This is a genomic window from Vibrio jasicida CAIM 1864 = LMG 25398 (assembly GCF_000400365.1).
Classification (GTDB): Bacteria; Pseudomonadota; Gammaproteobacteria; order Enterobacterales; family Vibrionaceae; genus Vibrio; species Vibrio jasicida.
In genome coordinates this window covers 12,128-28,196 of record NZ_BAOG01000084.1, presented here as the reverse complement: position 1 = coordinate 28,196, position 16,069 = coordinate 12,128, and the positions used below count along the sequence as shown (strand labels likewise).

Annotated in this window: 17 protein-coding genes and 1 other RNA gene; 10 read left to right on the top strand and 8 right to left on the bottom strand. The window is 44.9% G+C overall.

All coding sequences use genetic code 11. The features are described from left to right. Positions 1-127: 127 nt before the first annotated feature. From ygfZ to VJL_RS20800, 3 genes are all read left to right on the top strand, one after another. A complete protein-coding gene (gene ygfZ, locus VJL_RS20810; protein WP_038881177.1) occupies positions 128-1,096 on the top strand; it encodes a tRNA-modifying protein YgfZ in 969 nt (322 codons plus the stop codon). Then, positions 1,089-1,562, top strand: coding sequence for an aminoacyl-tRNA deacylase (locus VJL_RS20805; RefSeq protein ID WP_038870314.1), 474 nt, complete (start codon positions 1,089-1,091; stop codon positions 1,560-1,562). The genes ygfZ and VJL_RS20805 overlap by 8 nt, the downstream gene beginning before the upstream one ends. 660 nt (positions 1,563-2,222) lie before the next feature. After that, positions 2,223-2,429, top strand: coding sequence for a DUF1107 domain-containing protein (locus tag VJL_RS20800; protein ID WP_038881174.1), 207 nt, complete (start codon positions 2,223-2,225; stop codon positions 2,427-2,429). A 76-nt stretch (positions 2,430-2,505) separates the two neighbouring features. Here VJL_RS20800 and VJL_RS20795 read toward each other — a convergent pair whose 3' ends face one another. Genes VJL_RS20795 through VJL_RS20785 form a run of 3 tightly spaced genes read right to left on the bottom strand, consistent with a single transcriptional unit; the run spans position 2,506 to position 5,538 of the window. Then, complete coding sequence (locus tag VJL_RS20795; protein ID WP_038881172.1) at positions 2,506-3,714, bottom strand: FAD-dependent 2-octaprenylphenol hydroxylase; 1,209 nt, start codon at positions 3,712-3,714, stop codon at positions 2,506-2,508. 27 nt (positions 3,715-3,741) lie between these two features. Next, positions 3,742-4,920: a 2-octaprenyl-6-methoxyphenyl hydroxylase gene (ubiH, locus tag VJL_RS20790; protein ID WP_038881167.1), complete on the bottom strand. Its 1,179-nt coding sequence runs from the start codon at positions 4,918-4,920 to the stop codon at positions 3,742-3,744. A 39-nt stretch (positions 4,921-4,959) separates the two neighbouring features. Next, complete coding sequence (locus VJL_RS20785) at positions 4,960-5,538, bottom strand: YecA/YgfB family protein (protein ID WP_038870319.1); 579 nt, start codon at positions 5,536-5,538, stop codon at positions 4,960-4,962. Between the two features lie 249 nt (positions 5,539-5,787). On the opposite strand from VJL_RS20785, the gene VJL_RS20780 reads away from it, so the two are divergent. The 5 genes from VJL_RS20780 (at position 5,788) to serA (ending at position 9,092) form a co-directional block, all read left to right on the top strand. Continuing rightward, on the top strand, positions 5,788-6,096 hold the full coding sequence (locus VJL_RS20780; RefSeq protein WP_038870320.1) for a cell division protein ZapA: 309 nt from the start codon (positions 5,788-5,790) through the stop codon (positions 6,094-6,096). A gap of 8 nt (positions 6,097-6,104) precedes the next feature. After that, positions 6,105-6,289, top strand: a non-coding RNA gene (ssrS, locus tag VJL_RS28145) — 6S RNA. Positions 6,290-6,294: 5 nt separating this feature from the next. After that, complete coding sequence (locus VJL_RS20775) at positions 6,295-6,888, top strand: 5-formyltetrahydrofolate cyclo-ligase (RefSeq protein ID WP_038881164.1); 594 nt, start codon at positions 6,295-6,297, stop codon at positions 6,886-6,888. A gap of 58 nt (positions 6,889-6,946) precedes the next feature. Continuing rightward, on the top strand, positions 6,947-7,603 hold the full coding sequence (gene rpiA / locus VJL_RS20770; protein ID WP_038881162.1) for a ribose-5-phosphate isomerase RpiA: 657 nt from the start codon (positions 6,947-6,949) through the stop codon (positions 7,601-7,603). Positions 7,604-7,862: 259 nt separating this feature from the next. Next, positions 7,863-9,092, top strand: a complete 1,230-nt coding sequence (gene serA / locus VJL_RS20765) for a phosphoglycerate dehydrogenase (protein ID WP_038870325.1) — start codon at positions 7,863-7,865, stop codon at positions 9,090-9,092. Between the two features lie 76 nt (positions 9,093-9,168). On the opposite strand, the gene VJL_RS20760 is transcribed toward serA, so the two are convergent. Beyond that, a complete protein-coding gene (locus VJL_RS20760) occupies positions 9,169-9,864 on the bottom strand; it encodes an oxidative stress defense protein (protein ID WP_038881159.1) in 696 nt (231 codons plus the stop codon). A 257-nt stretch (positions 9,865-10,121) separates the two neighbouring features. Then, positions 10,122-11,018 carry a LysR family transcriptional regulator ArgP gene (locus VJL_RS20755; protein WP_038870328.1) on the bottom strand — a complete coding sequence of 299 codons (897 nt, stop codon included), beginning with the start codon at positions 11,016-11,018 and terminating at the stop codon, positions 10,122-10,124. A gap of 140 nt (positions 11,019-11,158) precedes the next feature. Here VJL_RS20755 and VJL_RS20750 point away from each other — a divergent pair, with 140 nt between their 5' ends. Together VJL_RS20750 and VJL_RS20745 are read left to right on the top strand one after the other, a co-directional pair. Further along, on the top strand, positions 11,159-11,788 hold the full coding sequence (locus tag VJL_RS20750; RefSeq protein ID WP_038881157.1) for a LysE/ArgO family amino acid transporter: 630 nt from the start codon (positions 11,159-11,161) through the stop codon (positions 11,786-11,788). A 24-nt stretch (positions 11,789-11,812) separates the two neighbouring features. After that, the gene (locus VJL_RS20745) at positions 11,813-12,238 is read left to right on the top strand and encodes a YbaK/EbsC family protein (RefSeq protein WP_050568880.1); all 426 of its coding nucleotides are present in this window, start codon (positions 11,813-11,815) and stop codon (positions 12,236-12,238) included. A gap of 19 nt (positions 12,239-12,257) precedes the next feature. Here the strand turns inward: VJL_RS20745 and VJL_RS20740 are convergent. From VJL_RS20740 to fbaA, 3 genes are all read right to left on the bottom strand, one after another. Continuing rightward, a protein-coding gene (locus VJL_RS20740) for an IS3 family transposase (protein ID WP_152436671.1) occupies positions 12,258-13,462 on the bottom strand; the annotation gives its coding sequence in 2 pieces (ribosomal slippage) (positions 12,258-13,075 and positions 13,075-13,462; 1,206 coding nt in all). A 189-nt stretch (positions 13,463-13,651) separates the two neighbouring features. Next, entirely contained in the window at positions 13,652-14,518 is an 867-nt protein-coding gene (gene mscS / locus VJL_RS20730; protein ID WP_038870334.1) for a small-conductance mechanosensitive channel MscS, read from the bottom strand. 458 nt (positions 14,519-14,976) lie between these two features. After that, entirely contained in the window at positions 14,977-16,053 is a 1,077-nt protein-coding gene (gene fbaA / locus VJL_RS20725; protein WP_038870335.1) for a class II fructose-bisphosphate aldolase, read from the bottom strand. Between the last annotated feature and the right edge of the window lie 16 nt (positions 16,054-16,069).

The window sequence follows — 16,069 nt, the reverse complement described above, 5'->3', positions numbered from 1 at the left end:
TCGCATTTAATAAACAAACGTTCAGTTGAGCCAAACACCTTAAAATTGAGTGGATATATTGAGTGCTGACAAATGTCGAATCTGCAATTAACATAGCTGAAAAATATCTTCAAAAGGCATCGTACTCATGGAATGGCAAACTCGCTTTTCACCACTGAACCTATCGACACAAGACGCGCTACCGGAGCTGTCTATCTCGCTATTGGATAACCTGGGCATGATCACCATGGTCGGGGACGACAAAAAGTCATACCTACACGGTCAAGTTACCTGCGATGTGGTTTCTCTTGAGAAAGACCAATCAATGTTGGGAGCACATTGTGACGCGAAAGGTAAAGTGTGGAGTGTCTTCCGCCTATTCCACCATAACGATGGCTACTCAATGGTTCAGCCGAAATCAGCAATTGAAGTAGAACTGAAAGAAATTAAAAAGTACGCAGTGTTCTCGAAAGTGACCATCGAAGAGTCAAGCGACGTGGTACTGGGTGTTGCTGGTAAGAATGCAGATGCATTCATCTCAACGCTAAATGCTGATTCTGGCGAGGTGCGTGCGATTGAAGGCGGCACTGCGGTCAAAGTCGCTCTGAATCGCTGGTTGCTTGCGCTTACAGCAGAAGCAGCACAATCATTAGTGGAAGATAGCCAAGCAACACTGACAACCCACGAGCTTTGGACCCGTTTCGATATTGAGGCAGCACTGCCATACTTGGCAGCAGACGCGCAAAACGAACACATTCCACAAGCACTAAACGTACAAGCGCTTGGTGGTATAAGCTTTACGAAAGGCTGCTACACGGGTCAAGAAACTGTAGCGCGCGCGAAATACCGCGGCACCAACAAACGTGCAATGTACATTGTTAAAGGTGTAACCGTTGAAACCTTAGGTGAAGGTGCGATCGAATTGGAACGTAGTGTCGGTGAAAACTGGCGTTCAGTAGGCGCCTTGCTCACGCATTATCAATTCAGCGACAACCAAGCGATGGGTCTCATTGTATTGCCAAACAACCTAGATGATGACACTCGTCTGCGCTTGGTTGACCAACCAGAATGTGAATGGGAAATCGCAGCACTGCCGTACAGCCTTGACGATGAGTAATACCATTCATACCCCTTTGATGCAGTTTTTGGCGGACCAAAACATCGAGTACCGCCTTCTTCCTCATCAAAGGCCAGCAACAACCATTGAGGATGCCGCGCAACAACGCGGCATTCGCCCTTCTCAAATGGTCAAAGCGATTCTTTTGCGTGATATGGGAAACCAATATGCGCTTGCTTGTGCACCAGGTGATCGTAGCGTTGATCCAAAGAAGGTGCGCGCATTACTGCAGTGCCGTCGCATGACGTGTGTTGATCAAGCCGACGTAGAAGCGATTACCGGATACAAGATTGGTACTGTCACGCCACTACTCTTAAAACGCTACATGCCGATCGTATTTGACCCAAGTTTGCTTGAAGAAAAAGAAATCACTATCAGCAGTGGTGATCGTATGGCTGGATTAGCATTATCTATCGATGATTTACTGCAATTGTGCCAACCAACCTTGGCCGATATCTGCCGTTAACCTTCGTAAAAATGTAATAACATGCAGGCTTTCTCACACCTACGTGATCTCACTCATATCTCCCAACATACAAAGTGGAATTTTTAATCATTTTTGAAACATAAATAGTCACGCGTAATAAACTCGTATATGCTGAACTTGTTGGTTAAGTTTTCAACAACGACTTAATCAACATAAAGTGAAACTGCTGACTGAATTGGCCTCTGCCACACAGTCAGTCGTCCACTTTTGTGTAATGCATCTGTGACTATTCGCCCGCCGAAGCGGGCTTTTTTTATACGGAACTTTTCTGCGCCTCTTCCCTCTAACTCGATGAAAGCCATGTATTAAGCCCTTAATCCGGCAAAACGATAAAAATGCAATCAATTGAGTAAAAACATTTAGCAAACAATTATTTTCCTTCTATTCTTAATTCTGTAACAAAACAGTTGCTTAATGCACCACGTAACAACAGAAGGAGATAAGGAACGGTTCCTTCGCTAGTGTTTTTTTGAGGTAATCCTCACGCTATTTGAGATATGACCCTGTCAATTTGTCTATGGCAGCACAAATCTCTAAAGCGATACAACTCATCTGTACTTAATACCATTGCTGTCACAATAATTTTTACGCCAAAAACGTAAGATAACTGAGCTAGGTAAGAGATAAGGAAAAGTAAATATGAGACTGTTTAAGCGCTATACACCAGGTATGATTGCTAAACACATAAGTCGTCTTTTTAAAGGAAGAATTTATATTTACGGAGTCGGTAAATTTGAGTTTGATAATGGAAAATTAATGCTGCCAGAGAAAGCGGAAAGACGCCACTTTCAAGCGGTTAAAGAAATTAACCAAGAGATTATGAAGCTCAGATGCGCATACGCTTAGCGACAACATCGATGTAAAGGAAAGGCTGGATTAACCAGCCTTTTTTGTGTCTTCTATTCGTCGAGCAATAAGCTCGTTATTGACGCGCAAGTTCCGGCAAATTGCCTTTCAAACCCAATGCGCGTTTCATTATCTCGTCTTTTGCTCCTGGTAGCTGGCTAGCTAAACTCAAACCAATTCCACGTACCAGCTTTTTAGCAGGATTCTCACCAGAGAACAGGTCACGGAAGCCTTGCATCGCAGCAATCATCTTCGCAGCTTCCGCTTTACGCCAACGTTCATAACCACGTAGGTTACGTTTGGTGCCAATGTCCTGCCCTTGCTTCCAAAGCGCCAACACTTCTTGCGCTAAGCTCGCAGCATCTAGCAAGCCAAGGTTCACACCCTGCCCTGCTAGTGGATGAATGGTGTGTGCTGCATCGCCAACTAACGCCACGCGTTCAACCACAAAATCACGCGCATAACGCATCTTAAGCGGGAACGCCGCACGTTCACCAACTACTTCACACAAACCTAAACGCACATCAAATTCGCTAGTTAATGCCTTATTGAACTCTTGCTCATTCATCGCCAGCAGTTGCTCGGCACGATTTGGTTCGGTAGACCAAACAATCGAACACATGTGCGGTTCAGACATCGGAAGGAAAGCCAATGGACCTTGCGGTGTAAAGATCTGACGCGCAACGCTGTTGTGTGGATCAGCGGTTTTCACGTTCGCGACAAGTGCACTATGACCGTAATCCCAATGCGTCAATGGAATGTCCATTTGGTTGCGCAGCCAAGAGTTTGCACCATCGGCGCCAACCACTAACTTCGCAGTCATGGCTTGACCGTTGTCGAGTGTGAGCCAGCTTTCTTGCTCACCAACCGCTAACGTTGCACAACGTGCAGGCATAAACAGCGTCACGTTATCCAGCTTTTGAACTTGCTCTAGCAACGCCAATTGAATTACGCGATTTTCAACAATATGGCCAAGATCTGGCTGAGCCATGCTTTGCGCATCAAACGCGATGTTAGCAAAGCTGTCTTGCTCCCATACCTCCATTGCATAATACGGAGAAGCACGACGTTGCTCGATACCTTGCCAAGCTCCGAGTTTACGCAACATCGTTTCACTAGAGCGACTTAGCGCTGATACACGAACGTCCGGTAGTTCACTCAACGTATCGTCCGGCACAGAGCCTTCAATAACAGCAACACGTAGGTCACTGTCTTTAAAAGCGGCAGCCAACGCCAATCCAACCATACCACCGCCGATGATGGCGATATCTACACTTTGCATCATTGCTTTTGTTACCTAATTCGTTGCCGTTTATCGTTTCACTAGACCAAGCGTGTGGCGTAGCAGCGGTTGCTTAAAAGTAGAAAGGTTATCCATCGTTGCGAGAGCGAGGTTACGCCCAATTCGCATCGCCGGTAAATCATTTGAAAAAATATGCACGAGAGAACTGGTTAGCCAAATTGTTTCGCTGCGATCATCTTCACGACGCTGGCTAAATCGCATTAAGCCTTGGTAACGACCCGCGTCTTCAGCTTGCTTAACAACCTCTTCCGCTAACGATGCCACATCACGAATACCAAGATTGAAGCCTTGTCCTGCAATCGGGTGAAGCGTTTGTGCGGCATTGCCAACAATAGCAAAGCGGTGTGAAATGTTTTGCTTACGATGACGCAGCAGAAGTGGATAGCTCGCACGTTGCCCGACTTTTTGCATCTCACCTAAACGCCAACCAAAGTCGCTCTGCAGGCGCTCAAGGAACTCTTCATCGGACAAATTCACAACGGATTGCGCTTCTTCAGGACGCAAACACCAAACCAAAGACATGCGGTTGTCACTCATAGGCAGCAGTGCGACTGGGCCATTCTCGGTAAAGCGTTCAAAGGCACGACCTTGATGAGGTTCTTGCGTTACGATATTCGCAATCACTGCCACTTGGTCAAAATCATGCTCAGACAACTCTAAACCGATTTGCTGACAGCATTGCGATACTGCGCCATCGGCAGCAACGAGCAACTTAGCTTCCAGCTTCTCACCGCTCGTCAGCTCAATGTGTGCTTTGTCTTGCTCACGTTCGATGTTCACGACCGAATCCGGGCAAAACAGACTGATCGCCTCACTCTTATCTAAGAGCTCTTGATAGACGCGACCAACATCGGCGAGTTCCACTACGTAACCAAGCGCTTCAACACCAACTTCGTGCTTGGTAATCTCAGTCATCCCCGCATGAGAACGATCGGACACATGAATGTGCTCTATTGGAGTTGCAAAAGGCTCAACCGCCGCCCACAACTGCAAATGGCGTAAGGTGTTGACGGTCCCGTAGGATAAGGCAATGGAACGAGAGTCAAAACCAGGGTGCTCATTAGATTGCGCTTTAAACGGCTCAACAACGGCAACACGAAGTTGTCCTTTCGATAAGCGATCTATCGCTAAAGCAAGTGTGGCTCCCGCCATGGCTCCACCAGCAATTACAACGTCATATTGCCTCATGCTAACCTCTAGAAACTATTCAATTAATGGTACCGACAATCAGTGAATCGTCGGTTTACTATCGTTGCTTTCAGGACGAGCTCCAAACTCGGCATGAATAGTTAATACGCATGCTTTGACGTGTTCGATTACTTGCTCTAGCAATTGAGCTTGCTCACCTAGGTCGTCATCTTCATCAATGCCTAACTTAGCGATCTCTTCAAGATCTGCTAACGCCTCTTTCACATCGTCAGACGCTTTATTCATGGCGATACCAGCTAATCCCAAACCTGAGATAAAATGGTTAACGAAATCAGATAGGCCATCAGCCAATGCGAACAAGCCTTCTTCACCTGGCTCATCAGGCAACAACAGAGACAATTCCATCGAGGTGCCTGTCAACTCATTTACCGTCACTTTAAAAATGCTTTGTGCAAAAGCCAGTGCAGTAGTTGGCCACCCCATGCCATCATTGGTGTAATCAAACAAAATTGGTTGCCAGGTTTGATCGTTAATCGCCAATCCACCACTTAGCATGCCGACAAGTAACCCGTGTAACTCAGCAGGCGTCACTGCAATGCTTGCGGATTTAAGTTCAACAGCAATAGATTGATATTCTGGAAGGGTGATTTCACTCATAACTGGGCTCATTCTTGCGTAATAATGTATCGTTCTATCCTACCATCAAGCCTACTCGGCTGAAACGGCTATCAAATTCAAATTTGGACAGCATTTACTCAATTTGTCCAATTCCTGTGTGATCACTTCACCATTTTTCTATCTAGGGTGGGAAATGCTTGAATCTTAATAGCGGTTTTCCTATAGTTTCCTCCTCGGTAGTTGTACAAAGCAATACCTTAGATAGCGCGAATATAGAGTTTATTCATCATGAGCAATCAAGCGGTCGACGTTGAAATCCTTGGAAAAATGACACGAGTGAATTGTCCACCGGGTCAAGAAGAGTCACTGATTACAGCGGCTAAAGATCTCGATCGTCGATTGAAAGAGATGACAGACCGTACTAAGGTAACCAATGAAATTCAGCTACTGACTTTTGCTGCATTAAATATTTGTCATGAATTGCATACCAAGTCATACGAATCAAACGGTCAGCAACAAGAAATTACGGAGCGAATGGAAAAGCTCACTGCGTCGCTAGAGAACGCACTTAAGAATGTAACGCAAGGACAGCAGTAGATACCAAATTTACCCTGGGGTGTTCGTCAGTTGGATTTAAGTCCCTGAGCCGATAAGCAATACCGAAGGGTTAGTACTTGATAGCTATTGAGCAAGCTTGGCATGCACCGAGAAGCCTACGGTTATCATTGCTGATCCGCCTTGAACCAGCTGGTTCAAGGGCCACAATCCTCAACGGCACCCTGGGGTATCCTCTCTATGTCAAACCTATCTCGACAAGAATTCCGTAAACTCATCCGTGAAAAACGTAACAGCCTGTGCAGTGATACTCAGTTTCAAGCAGGGCTCGATCTTATTAAACAGTTTTCACAGTTGCCAGAAATCCAAGTTTCAGATCACATCGCCATTTATCTTTCCGCCGACGGAGAGCTCGACACAAAACCGTTAATTGAGAGGCTATGGCAACAAGGTAAGTCGATTTACCTACCGGTGATTCACCCATTCTCGCAAGGCCAATTGTTGTTCCTTCATTACGTAAACGATGACCAGTTGGTGTTTAATAAGTATGGAATCTTAGAACCCAAACTCGATATCACCTACCTAAAGCCCGTTCGAGATCTCGACCTGATCTGCACACCATTAGTTGGTTTTGACAGTACCGGCCATCGCTTAGGTATGGGCGGAGGCTACTATGACAGGACACTCTCACGCTGGTTTAGTACTGGCGAGGGCGCCAAGCCAATCGGCATTGCTCATGATTGTCAGCATGTCGAACGCCTTCCAACAGAGAGTTGGGACATCCCATTACCTAAGATCGTGACTCCAAGCCAGATCTGGCAATGGGAAAAGTAGAACTTACCCGCTATAATCACGCCGCAAACGTTAACGAACATCTATTCAGGAGATTGGCATGACTCAAGATGAAATGAAGAAAGCGGCTGGTTGGGCAGCACTTAAATATGTTGAGAAAGACAGCATTGTCGGTGTTGGTACTGGCTCTACCGTGAATCACTTCATCGATGCCCTAGGCAGTATCAAAGACGATATCAAAGGTGCAGTGTCTAGCTCTATTGCTTCTACTGAGCGCCTAAAAGAGCTTGGTATTGAAGTATTCGAGTGTAACGACGTAGTGAAGCTAGATGTCTACGTTGATGGTGCAGATGAAATCAATGCAACACGCGATATGATCAAAGGCGGCGGCGCTGCATTGACTCGTGAAAAAATCGTTGCAGCGATTTCAGACAAATTCGTATGTATCGTTGACGGCACAAAAGCAGTTGACGTACTGGGCCAATTCCCACTTCCTGTAGAAGTTATCCCAATGGCACGCTCTTACGTAGCTCGTGAATTGGTAAAACTAGGTGGTGACCCTGCATACCGTGAAGGCGTAACGACGGACAACGGCAACGTGATCCTAGACGTACACAACATGCAAATCACTAACCCAAAAGAGATGGAAGATAAGATCAACGGCATCGCGGGTGTTGTGACTGTGGGTCTATTCGCTCACCGTGGTGCAGATGTGGTTATCACTGGCACACCAGAAGGTGCAAAAATAGAAGAATAAGTCACTAGTTGACTTAAATTTTCTGTTATTTCATTACAGACGGCGCCCTAGGGCGCCGTTTTTTCTTTCTTTTTCTAAGAAAAGCATGCCTTATTCCGTAATTTTCTTACCCAAAGCAAAAATTTTTTGTTACTTTATTGAACAGAAGACGCACAGGGAAACGTTTGTCTTCCAACAAAACTGTTAATTATCCCCTTTTTAATGGTTTTGCTTTATGTGCGCCACATTAGCCCACCTTTCCATTTTAAGGACGAGAAAAATGGCCAAAGTTTCACTGGAAAAAGAAAAGATTAAGATCCTCTTGCTAGAGGGACTCCACCCTTCTTCAGTTGAAGTTCTTCAAGCAGCTGGCTACAGCAACATTGAATATCACAAAGGTTCCCTTTCTGAGGAAGAACTGATTGAAGCAGTAAAAGATGTACACTTCATCGGTATCCGCTCCCGAACAAACCTATCGAAAGACGTGATCAATGCGGCGAACAAGCTAGTTGCGATTGGCTGTTTTTGTATCGGTACCAACCAAGTAGACCTCAACGCTGCTTCGGTGCGTGGTATCCCTGTATTCAACGCACCTTTCTCAAACACGCGCAGCGTCGCAGAGTTGGTTCTAGGTCAAATCCTGTTGCTTCTTCGTGGCATTCCAGAAAAGAACGCACTCGCGCACCGTGGCATTTGGAAAAAGAGTGCAGACAGTTCTTACGAAGCTCGCGGGAAACGTCTGGGCATCATTGGTTACGGTCACATTGGTACGCAATTAGGTATCATTGCCGAAAACCTAGGCATGCGCGTTTACTACTACGACATTGAAAACAAACTGTCTCTAGGTAATGCGACACAAGTGCTCACCATGAGTGAGTTACTAAATAAATGTGACGTCGTTTCTTTGCACGTACCAGAGACGCCAGAAACCAAGAACATGATGGGTGAGGAAGAGTTCGCGCGCATGAAGCCGGGCGCTATCTTTATCAATGCGGCGCGCGGTACTGTTGTTGATATTCCGGCTCTATGCCACAGCCTAGAATCAGGCCATATTTCTGGAGCAGCTATCGACGTATTCCCTGTAGAGCCAAAAACCAACGCCGATGCGTTTGAGTCTCCACTACAGAAGTTCGACAACGTTATCCTAACGCCACACGTAGGTGGCTCAACACAAGAAGCACAAGAAAACATTGGTGTAGAAGTTGCGGGCAAGTTGGCGAAGTACTCAGACAATGGTTCAACACTATCGAGCGTGAACTTCCCAGAAGTATCACTGCCAGAGCATCGTGAATGTTCACGTCTACTCCACATCCACAAAAACCGTCCTGGTATCCTGACGCAAATCAACACCATTTTCGCAGAAGACGGCATCAACATCGCCGGCCAGTACCTACAAACCGCAGCTGAGATCGGCTACGTAGTGATTGACGTAGAAACCTCTCGCGCAGCAGAAGCATTAGTTAAATTAAAAGGCATCGAAGGCACCATTCGTGCCCGAATCCTTCACTGATCACTGACTTACCAATACAAAAAAGGCAGGGACTTCCCTGCCTTTTCTCATTCTATGAATCGTAATGTTATCTGTACTATTTAAGCCTGTATACGACGTCCACTTGGTCACGAATCCCCAACGTTGAATCTTGATAGCTATTTGAACTCTCTCTTGCATCCATCGCCACAGAGCGCATCAATACTGGGCGTGCGTGCATTTGGTTGTAGTTAATCTGCCACACATCACCTAACTTCTTATCAAAACCTGTCGCTAAAGAAGCCGCTTTGCTTTGTGCATCTTTAATCGCTGCCATGCGTGCTTTTTGTTGGTACTCAGATTGGTTGCTTACTTTAAGCTGAATGTTGTCAACCTGGTTGATGCCCGCCTTTAGCGCCATATCCAAGTACTCATTCAAGTTCGCCAAATCACTCACAGTCACATCAATACTGCGTGAAGCTCGATAACCCACAAGCTCCGCTTTACCCGATTTAGGATAGTGGTACTGAGGAGCAAGGTACAGATTTGAGCTAGTAATATTGTCTTTCGACAAACCAGCATCAGCTAAGCTCTTAAGAAACTCATCAACCGTATTATCGACAGATTGCTTCGCCTGTTCTGCCGTCATGGTCGTATCAACAACCTTTACAGAAAAAGCCGCCATATCTGGCGTCGCGACAACTTCACCGTAGCCAGTGGTTGATAAATGGGCAAAATTCGGCACATCATTCGCAAACACAGAAATACTGGTAAGGCTTAGGGCTGAAGCAAGTAAACATGAAGACAGTTTCATTCGACAAATCCATCCGTATTGAAAGACTAAGATCACTCCAGTTGCCTGAGTTCAAGGCGAGAGACTCGATGAAAGCCATGGCAGATAAGTTGCTGTCTTGAATTCGCAAATAGATAAAACAGCAATGAACAGGAGTGTATATAGACTCATCATAGAAACTTCTGGCAATTATCCAAGCACCTTAAGCGACTTCTAACACAACTTTGACTGTGTAACTTCATGGTAATTTCGACTCAAAACGCGAGCGAAGTGGGAACTTATTGCGGTAAGTGTTTTTGAGCGTAACTCACAATTGCTTGCGATATCTCTTGCAGCACTCCAGTTTCCAACTGCCAGTGATGCCAATAAATGCGATAAGACATCAAAAAGCCAGGTGTAATATCGATAAGCTCCCCTTTCTCCAGTTCATCGGTGATCTGTAGTCGAGGAATCAAGCAATAAGCGACTCCAGCTAACGCCATTTTGAGGAAAGCTTCAGAACTACTAATGTTGTGATGGATGACACTATCCGGTCTGACGTTGAAGTGCTCCGTTAAAAACTTCTTATGCAGATCATCGTACTGATCGTAGGAAACCGCTGGTGCTTTAGCTAACGTTTGATTGTTCACGCCTTCGGTAAAATAGCGCTGATAGAACTCAGGGTTAGCGACACAAACATAATCGATGCGCCCTAGGTAATCCGCTCGACAACTCGGTATGGCTTGTGATTCTAAACTTATAGCCCCTGCTACCTCACCACTTCTGAGCTTTTCAATCGATCGTGATTCTCCGTAGATAGTCAACTTAAGTTCAACTTGGCGATGCTTCATCACATCTTGTAAAGCCGGTAGTAACCACGTTGCTAAGCTGTCGGCATTAGTCGCGAGTGAGAGCTGAACGGGGCGAGTTGTGGTGTCGTTTTTTAGCTCAGGAAGGATTTCATGCTCAAGCAACCTGACGCGACGATAAAGCCCGAGTAGCTTCTTACCAATTGGGGTTGGCTTTGGCGGTTGCTCACGTATAAGTACCGGTTGGGCAAGGTACTTCTCAAGCTGTTTGATACGTTGGGAAATGGCTGATTGCGAAACAAAAAGGTGCTCAGCAGCTCGGTCAAAACTGCCCTGATGAACTACCGCATCTAACGCTTCTATCCATTTATAATCCAATCCTCGCACGTGTTTTTCCTCCCTAATAAACGCCAACAGCACTAAATAAGTAACGCTAATAATATATTAAAATCATTAATTATACTTATTTAATGAAAAGCTTTATCTTCCCCTCCTCTGTTGTTCTATTACTAATGTTGAGGTGTGTTGTGAGCTTTTGGGTGTTATTGCAAGGATTCGGTTTAGGTGCGACCATGATCATTCCAATCGGTGCGCAAAATGCGTATGTACTTAACCAAGGCATTAAGCGTCAACATCATCTAACGACTGCGACCATCTGTGGCATCCTAGATATGATTTTTATCTCGCTCGGTATTTTTGGTGGCGGCGCGATTCTCTCGCAAAATGAAATCCTACTTACCTCAGTAACTTTAGGTGGTATTGCCTTCTTAAGTGTTTACGGTTTACTGTCACTAAAAAGTGCATTCAAAGCAGCAAACGCCTCTGAATCGAATGGTGAAGTCGTCGCACGAGGCCGTCGTACCGTAATTCTTGGCGCACTTGCCGTCACAGTGTTGAACCCGCACCTGTACTTAGATACCGTAGTGATCTTAGGTTCAATTGGTGGTCAGTTTGAAGGTAATGATCGCATCGCATTCGCTATGGGCACCATCATGGCTTCCTTTGTATGGTTCTACACGCTCTCATTAGGTGCGGCAAAATTGGGGCCAACGCTCTCAAAACCAAAAGTGAAAAAAGGCATCGATATTGCGGTTGCTACTATGATGTTTACTATCGCTTTTGTACTTGCGAATGAGTTAGTCACCAAATACTGGTAAAGATAAATAGGAAAGAAACACGACATGGAGTCACTGGAAAAAATCCATCAAATCAATCGAGAGCGATTCAACGCGCTCTCCATCCCCTTTCGAGAGTGGCAACATGAAGCCATTCTCGACTTCGAAACCGATGTCAAGGTTGCCGCACAACTCGGCTGGACTGGCACTCATACTAAGAGCCTTTTTCTCAAGCTAAAAGGACAAGGTTACGCAGTATACCTGACTGACAAAGACTCTCGTTTAGACTCCAAACAAATCAAAATTATGACTGGTAAAAGGCCTTCTATTTGCAGCGACGATGAAATGATTGAGCAGCTAGGTTGTGTACCTGGCGCAGTTTGTCCTATTGGCTTACCTGAGCATGTCACCATTATCGTCGACACGGCGCTCTACCAGCATGATGAGTTGCTTTATACGCCAGGTTTACCCGAATTAACTGACCCGTCCTGATATAGGTTGACACTTTTAGTTAAAACGCTCGATGAACTTCATCGGGCGTTTTGTATTTTAGAGCTGTATGTGGTCTCTGTTCATTATAGAGTCTCACCGACTCAGCAACCATTTTCTTAGCTTCATTCAAGTCATTCGGCTTAGTCAGCAAGTACTCCATCTTTAAGATACCATTTACTCTTTCCGCTAGAGCGTTTTGATAACAGTCGTATCCATCAGTCATAGAGCATGTCACATGATATTTTCTGTGTAATGACTGATATTCCTCAGAGCAGTATTGAAGCCCTCGATCTGAGTGATGGATAAGCTCGCCCTCATATCGCCGCTTTTTCAAAGCCTTTAGGAACGCACTCTTAACGGCTTGCGTCTTCATATTATCGTCGAGATGATACCCAACTATCTTCCTCGAGTAGGCATCAGTGATTAAGCTGAGATAAGAATTTCCTGCTCGCGTTGCCAAGTAAGTAATATCAGCGACCCACAGCTGCTCCGGTTTATTTGGAACCATGCCCTCTTTGATTAGGTTTGGATGGCAGTGGAACCGGTGATGGCTGTTTGTTGTTCGATGATAAGCCCTTCGGTTTACGACCAATAGGCGATGCTGTTTTAGCAATGAAAACAGACTGTCTCGCCCTATATAAATGTTATTCTGACTGAGTAAGTACTTGAGCTTTCGAGTTCCTAATCGAGGATGTCGGAGCCTTTGCTCTTTGACGAACCCAATGACAGATTGCTCTTTCTGAGTTCGTTGAAGCTCAAGCGCGCAACGTTTGTAAAACGCCTGGCGAGCAATCCCGATGAAGTGACAAGCTTTAGTTACGGTGAGCCTTTTGACCGTTTTTTCCTTAATAACTCGGCTTTGCGCTTCTTTGAGATTCGGACACCGAAATCTCTATCCATTACTTTTACGACAGCCTCAAAGAAGTCCGCTTTTAGTTGAGTTTCTTCAAGTTGTTGCTCGAGTTCTTTTATCCGTTGTTCTGGAGTTTGAGTAGAGGGAGAATCAGGCATACCATTACCTACTGTGTTTGGTTTCTCTATTCCTTTAGACCAATTTAGCTGACCGTGCTTACGAAGCCAAACTAAGACAGTAGACCGACCTTGTATCCCATATCGCTCTTGAGCTTGTTTATAGGTCATTTCGCCTTTTTCTACTTGGTCAACAACCGTCAATTTAAAGGCAAGAGAATAATCTCGTTGGGTTCGTTTACTCGTTGATTTCATGACACACTCCAATTTCATGTTGGAAATGTGTCAACCTTATTTAGGACGGTACAAACCTTTGGCTTTGCAGGTAGCGAACTTAAACGTCTGCTCCTCGCTGGCAGTAACACTCTGTTAGAACTTTAGAAAATCCGGATATAAAAAAAGCGAGGCCATTGCCTCGCTTTTTCATGTTCTCAATCGAAGGGATTAAGCTTCTACTTTGTTCAAATGAACATCCATTTGTGGGAATGGAATTTCGATGCCTGCTTCGTCCAACGCTTCTTTGATTGCTTGAGTTGAATCGAAGTAAACATCCCAGTAATCAGACGTTTTACACCATGGACGAACCACGAAGTTCACTGAAGAGTCTGCTAGTGCTAGGACACCGATTTGGATTGCAGGATCTTTCAGGATACGCTCATCTTTTTCTAGCACGTCACGGATAACTTGCTTAGTTTGCTTAAGATCAGCGCTGTAAGAAACACCGATAACTAGGTCTACACGACGCGTAGCGTGGCGAGAGTAGTTAGTGATTGCGCCGCCGATAACTGATGAGTTCGGCACAACAACCATTTTGTTGTCAGGTGTCTTTAGTACAGTTTGGAAGATTTGAATTGCTTCAACACTACCAGCTACACCACCGATTTCCACATAGTCACCAGACTTAAATGGACGGAATGCAACGATTAGCACGCCAGCAGCAAAGTTAGATAGTGAGCCTTGTAGAGCAAGACCAACAGCAAGACCAGCCGCACCAATTACCGCAACTACAGATGCAGTTTGAACACCTACACGACCTAGTGCCGCAATCAATACAATAACAAATAGAAGGTAACGAACTAGACCGTTGACAAACTCAACAACCGCTTTGTCCATTTGTTTCTTTTCAAGCACTTTTGAAACGCTGTTTGCTACCGCTTTAACGATAATGTTACCGATAAATAGGATCAGCAGTGCAGAAATGATGTTTACACCGTACTGAATAAGAAGATCTGAGTTGTTATTTAGCCACGTTTCCGCTTTGCTCAAACCATCCGTTAAAGAGGTATCGATACCCATCGATTCACCTGCCATAATTCGTATCCTCAAAATAAAGATATAAAAATCTAATTGCCGTTAACTTATGAACCTTGTTTTTTATAGGTTCTTATTCACAACAACATCCCTATTGTTTTCCTGAACAGTGTCAGATTTTTGGCACAATATCTCAAAACTGAAATTTTGCAAAGTCAGAGTTTCGCAAAGACCTACAAAACAAAGCTTTATCAGAATTTTCCGATATTGGCATGTTACAGAGTACGCAATGGATTTACATTTCGCCACACTTTTTAATTGCTTTTATGCCACTTGGTGCGGAAATGCGCTGGGTTTCGAAATTTGCGCCAAAACTGAAGGGATATGAAGTGCAGTGATCATATAGCAGTTGATTGAGTTATCAATTGCTAAAAGAAAGAGAATGGTCGCTGTCTCATTGATTAGACATAAAAAAACCCGCTCGAAGAGCGGGTTTTTAGAAACTCAAATAAGACGGATTATAGTACGTCGATTGCGTTTAGGTCAGAGAATGCTTTCTCTAGACGAGCTACCATTGAAGCTTGACCAGCACGCAGCCATACGCGTGGATCGTAGTACTTCTTGTTTGGCGCAGATTCGCCAGTTGGGTTACCGATTTGACCTTGCAGGTAATCAAAGTTTTCTGCAGAGTAAGTACGGATACCATCCCAAGTTGCCCACTGTGTATCAGTATCGATGTTCATTTTGATAACACCGTAGCCGATAGACTCTTGGATTTCAGCTTCAGATGAACCTGAACCACCGTGGAACACGAAGTTTAGAGCGTTTGGTGCAATACCGAACTTCTCTGCACAGTATGCTTGAGAGTCACGTAGGATAGTTGGAGTTAGTACAACGTTACCTGCTTGGTAAACACCGTGTACGTTACCGAAAGATGCTGCAATAGTGAAACGTGGGCTAATAGCGTTTAGTTTCTCGTATGCGTAAGCAACGTCTTCTGGAGAAGTGTAAAGCTCTGATGCGTCCATGTGAGAGTTATCAACGCCGTCTTCTTCACCACCAGTACAACCTAGTTCGATCTCTAGAGTCATACCCATTTTCGCCATGCGAGCTAGGTATTTGCCAGAGATTTCGATGTTCTCTTCTAGAGACTCTTCAGAAAGGTCGATCATGTGAGAAGAGAATAGTGGTTTACCAGTTTGAGCGAAGAACTCTTCACCAGCGTCTAGCAGACCGTCGATCCATGGAAGCAATTTCTTAGCAGCATGGTCAGTGTGAAGGATTACTGGAACGCCGTAAGATTCAGCAACTGCGTGTACGTATTTTGCACCTGCTACAGCGCCAAGGATTTGTGCACCTTGACCTTCAAGTTTCACGCCTTTACCAGCGAAGAAACCAGCACCGCCGTTTGAGAACTGAACAACAACAGGAGCTTTAACTTTCGCTGCAGCTTCTAGAACACCGTTGATTGAGTCAGTGTTAACAACGTTAACTGCTGGAAGAGCAAATTTGTTCTCTTTTGCTACTTCAAATACTTTCTGAACGTCATCGCCAGAGATAACACCTGGTTTTACGAAGTCGAAGATCTTAGACATGGATGTAATCCTATTT

What these genes read in the sequence shown, in the direction of transcription:
- ygfZ (WP_038881177.1), top strand. Translation starts at nt 128, where the DNA reads ATGGAATGGCAAACTCGCTTTTCACCACTGAACCTATCGACACAAGAC.
- VJL_RS20805 (WP_038870314.1), top strand. Translation starts at nt 1,089, where the DNA reads ATGAGTAATACCATTCATACCCCTTTGATGCAGTTTTTGGCGGACCAA.
- VJL_RS20800 (WP_038881174.1), top strand. Translation starts at nt 2,223, where the DNA reads ATGAGACTGTTTAAGCGCTATACACCAGGTATGATTGCTAAACACATA.
- VJL_RS20795 (WP_038881172.1), bottom strand. Translation starts at nt 3,714, where the DNA reads ATGATGCAAAGTGTAGATATCGCCATCATCGGCGGTGGTATGGTTGGA.
- ubiH (WP_038881167.1), bottom strand. Translation starts at nt 4,920, where the DNA reads ATGAGGCAATATGACGTTGTAATTGCTGGTGGAGCCATGGCGGGAGCC.
- VJL_RS20785 (WP_038870319.1), bottom strand. Translation starts at nt 5,538, where the DNA reads ATGAGTGAAATCACCCTTCCAGAATATCAATCTATTGCTGTTGAACTT.
- VJL_RS20780 (WP_038870320.1), top strand. Translation starts at nt 5,788, where the DNA reads ATGAGCAATCAAGCGGTCGACGTTGAAATCCTTGGAAAAATGACACGA.
- VJL_RS20775 (WP_038881164.1), top strand. Translation starts at nt 6,295, where the DNA reads ATGTCAAACCTATCTCGACAAGAATTCCGTAAACTCATCCGTGAAAAA.
- rpiA (WP_038881162.1), top strand. Translation starts at nt 6,947, where the DNA reads ATGACTCAAGATGAAATGAAGAAAGCGGCTGGTTGGGCAGCACTTAAA.
- serA (WP_038870325.1), top strand. Translation starts at nt 7,863, where the DNA reads ATGGCCAAAGTTTCACTGGAAAAAGAAAAGATTAAGATCCTCTTGCTA.
- VJL_RS20760 (WP_038881159.1), bottom strand. Translation starts at nt 9,864, where the DNA reads ATGAAACTGTCTTCATGTTTACTTGCTTCAGCCCTAAGCCTTACCAGT.
- VJL_RS20745 (WP_050568880.1), top strand. Translation starts at nt 11,813, where the DNA reads ATGGAGTCACTGGAAAAAATCCATCAAATCAATCGAGAGCGATTCAAC.
- mscS (WP_038870334.1), bottom strand. Translation starts at nt 14,518, where the DNA reads ATGGCAGGTGAATCGATGGGTATCGATACCTCTTTAACGGATGGTTTG.
- fbaA (WP_038870335.1), bottom strand. Translation starts at nt 16,053, where the DNA reads ATGTCTAAGATCTTCGACTTCGTAAAACCAGGTGTTATCTCTGGCGAT.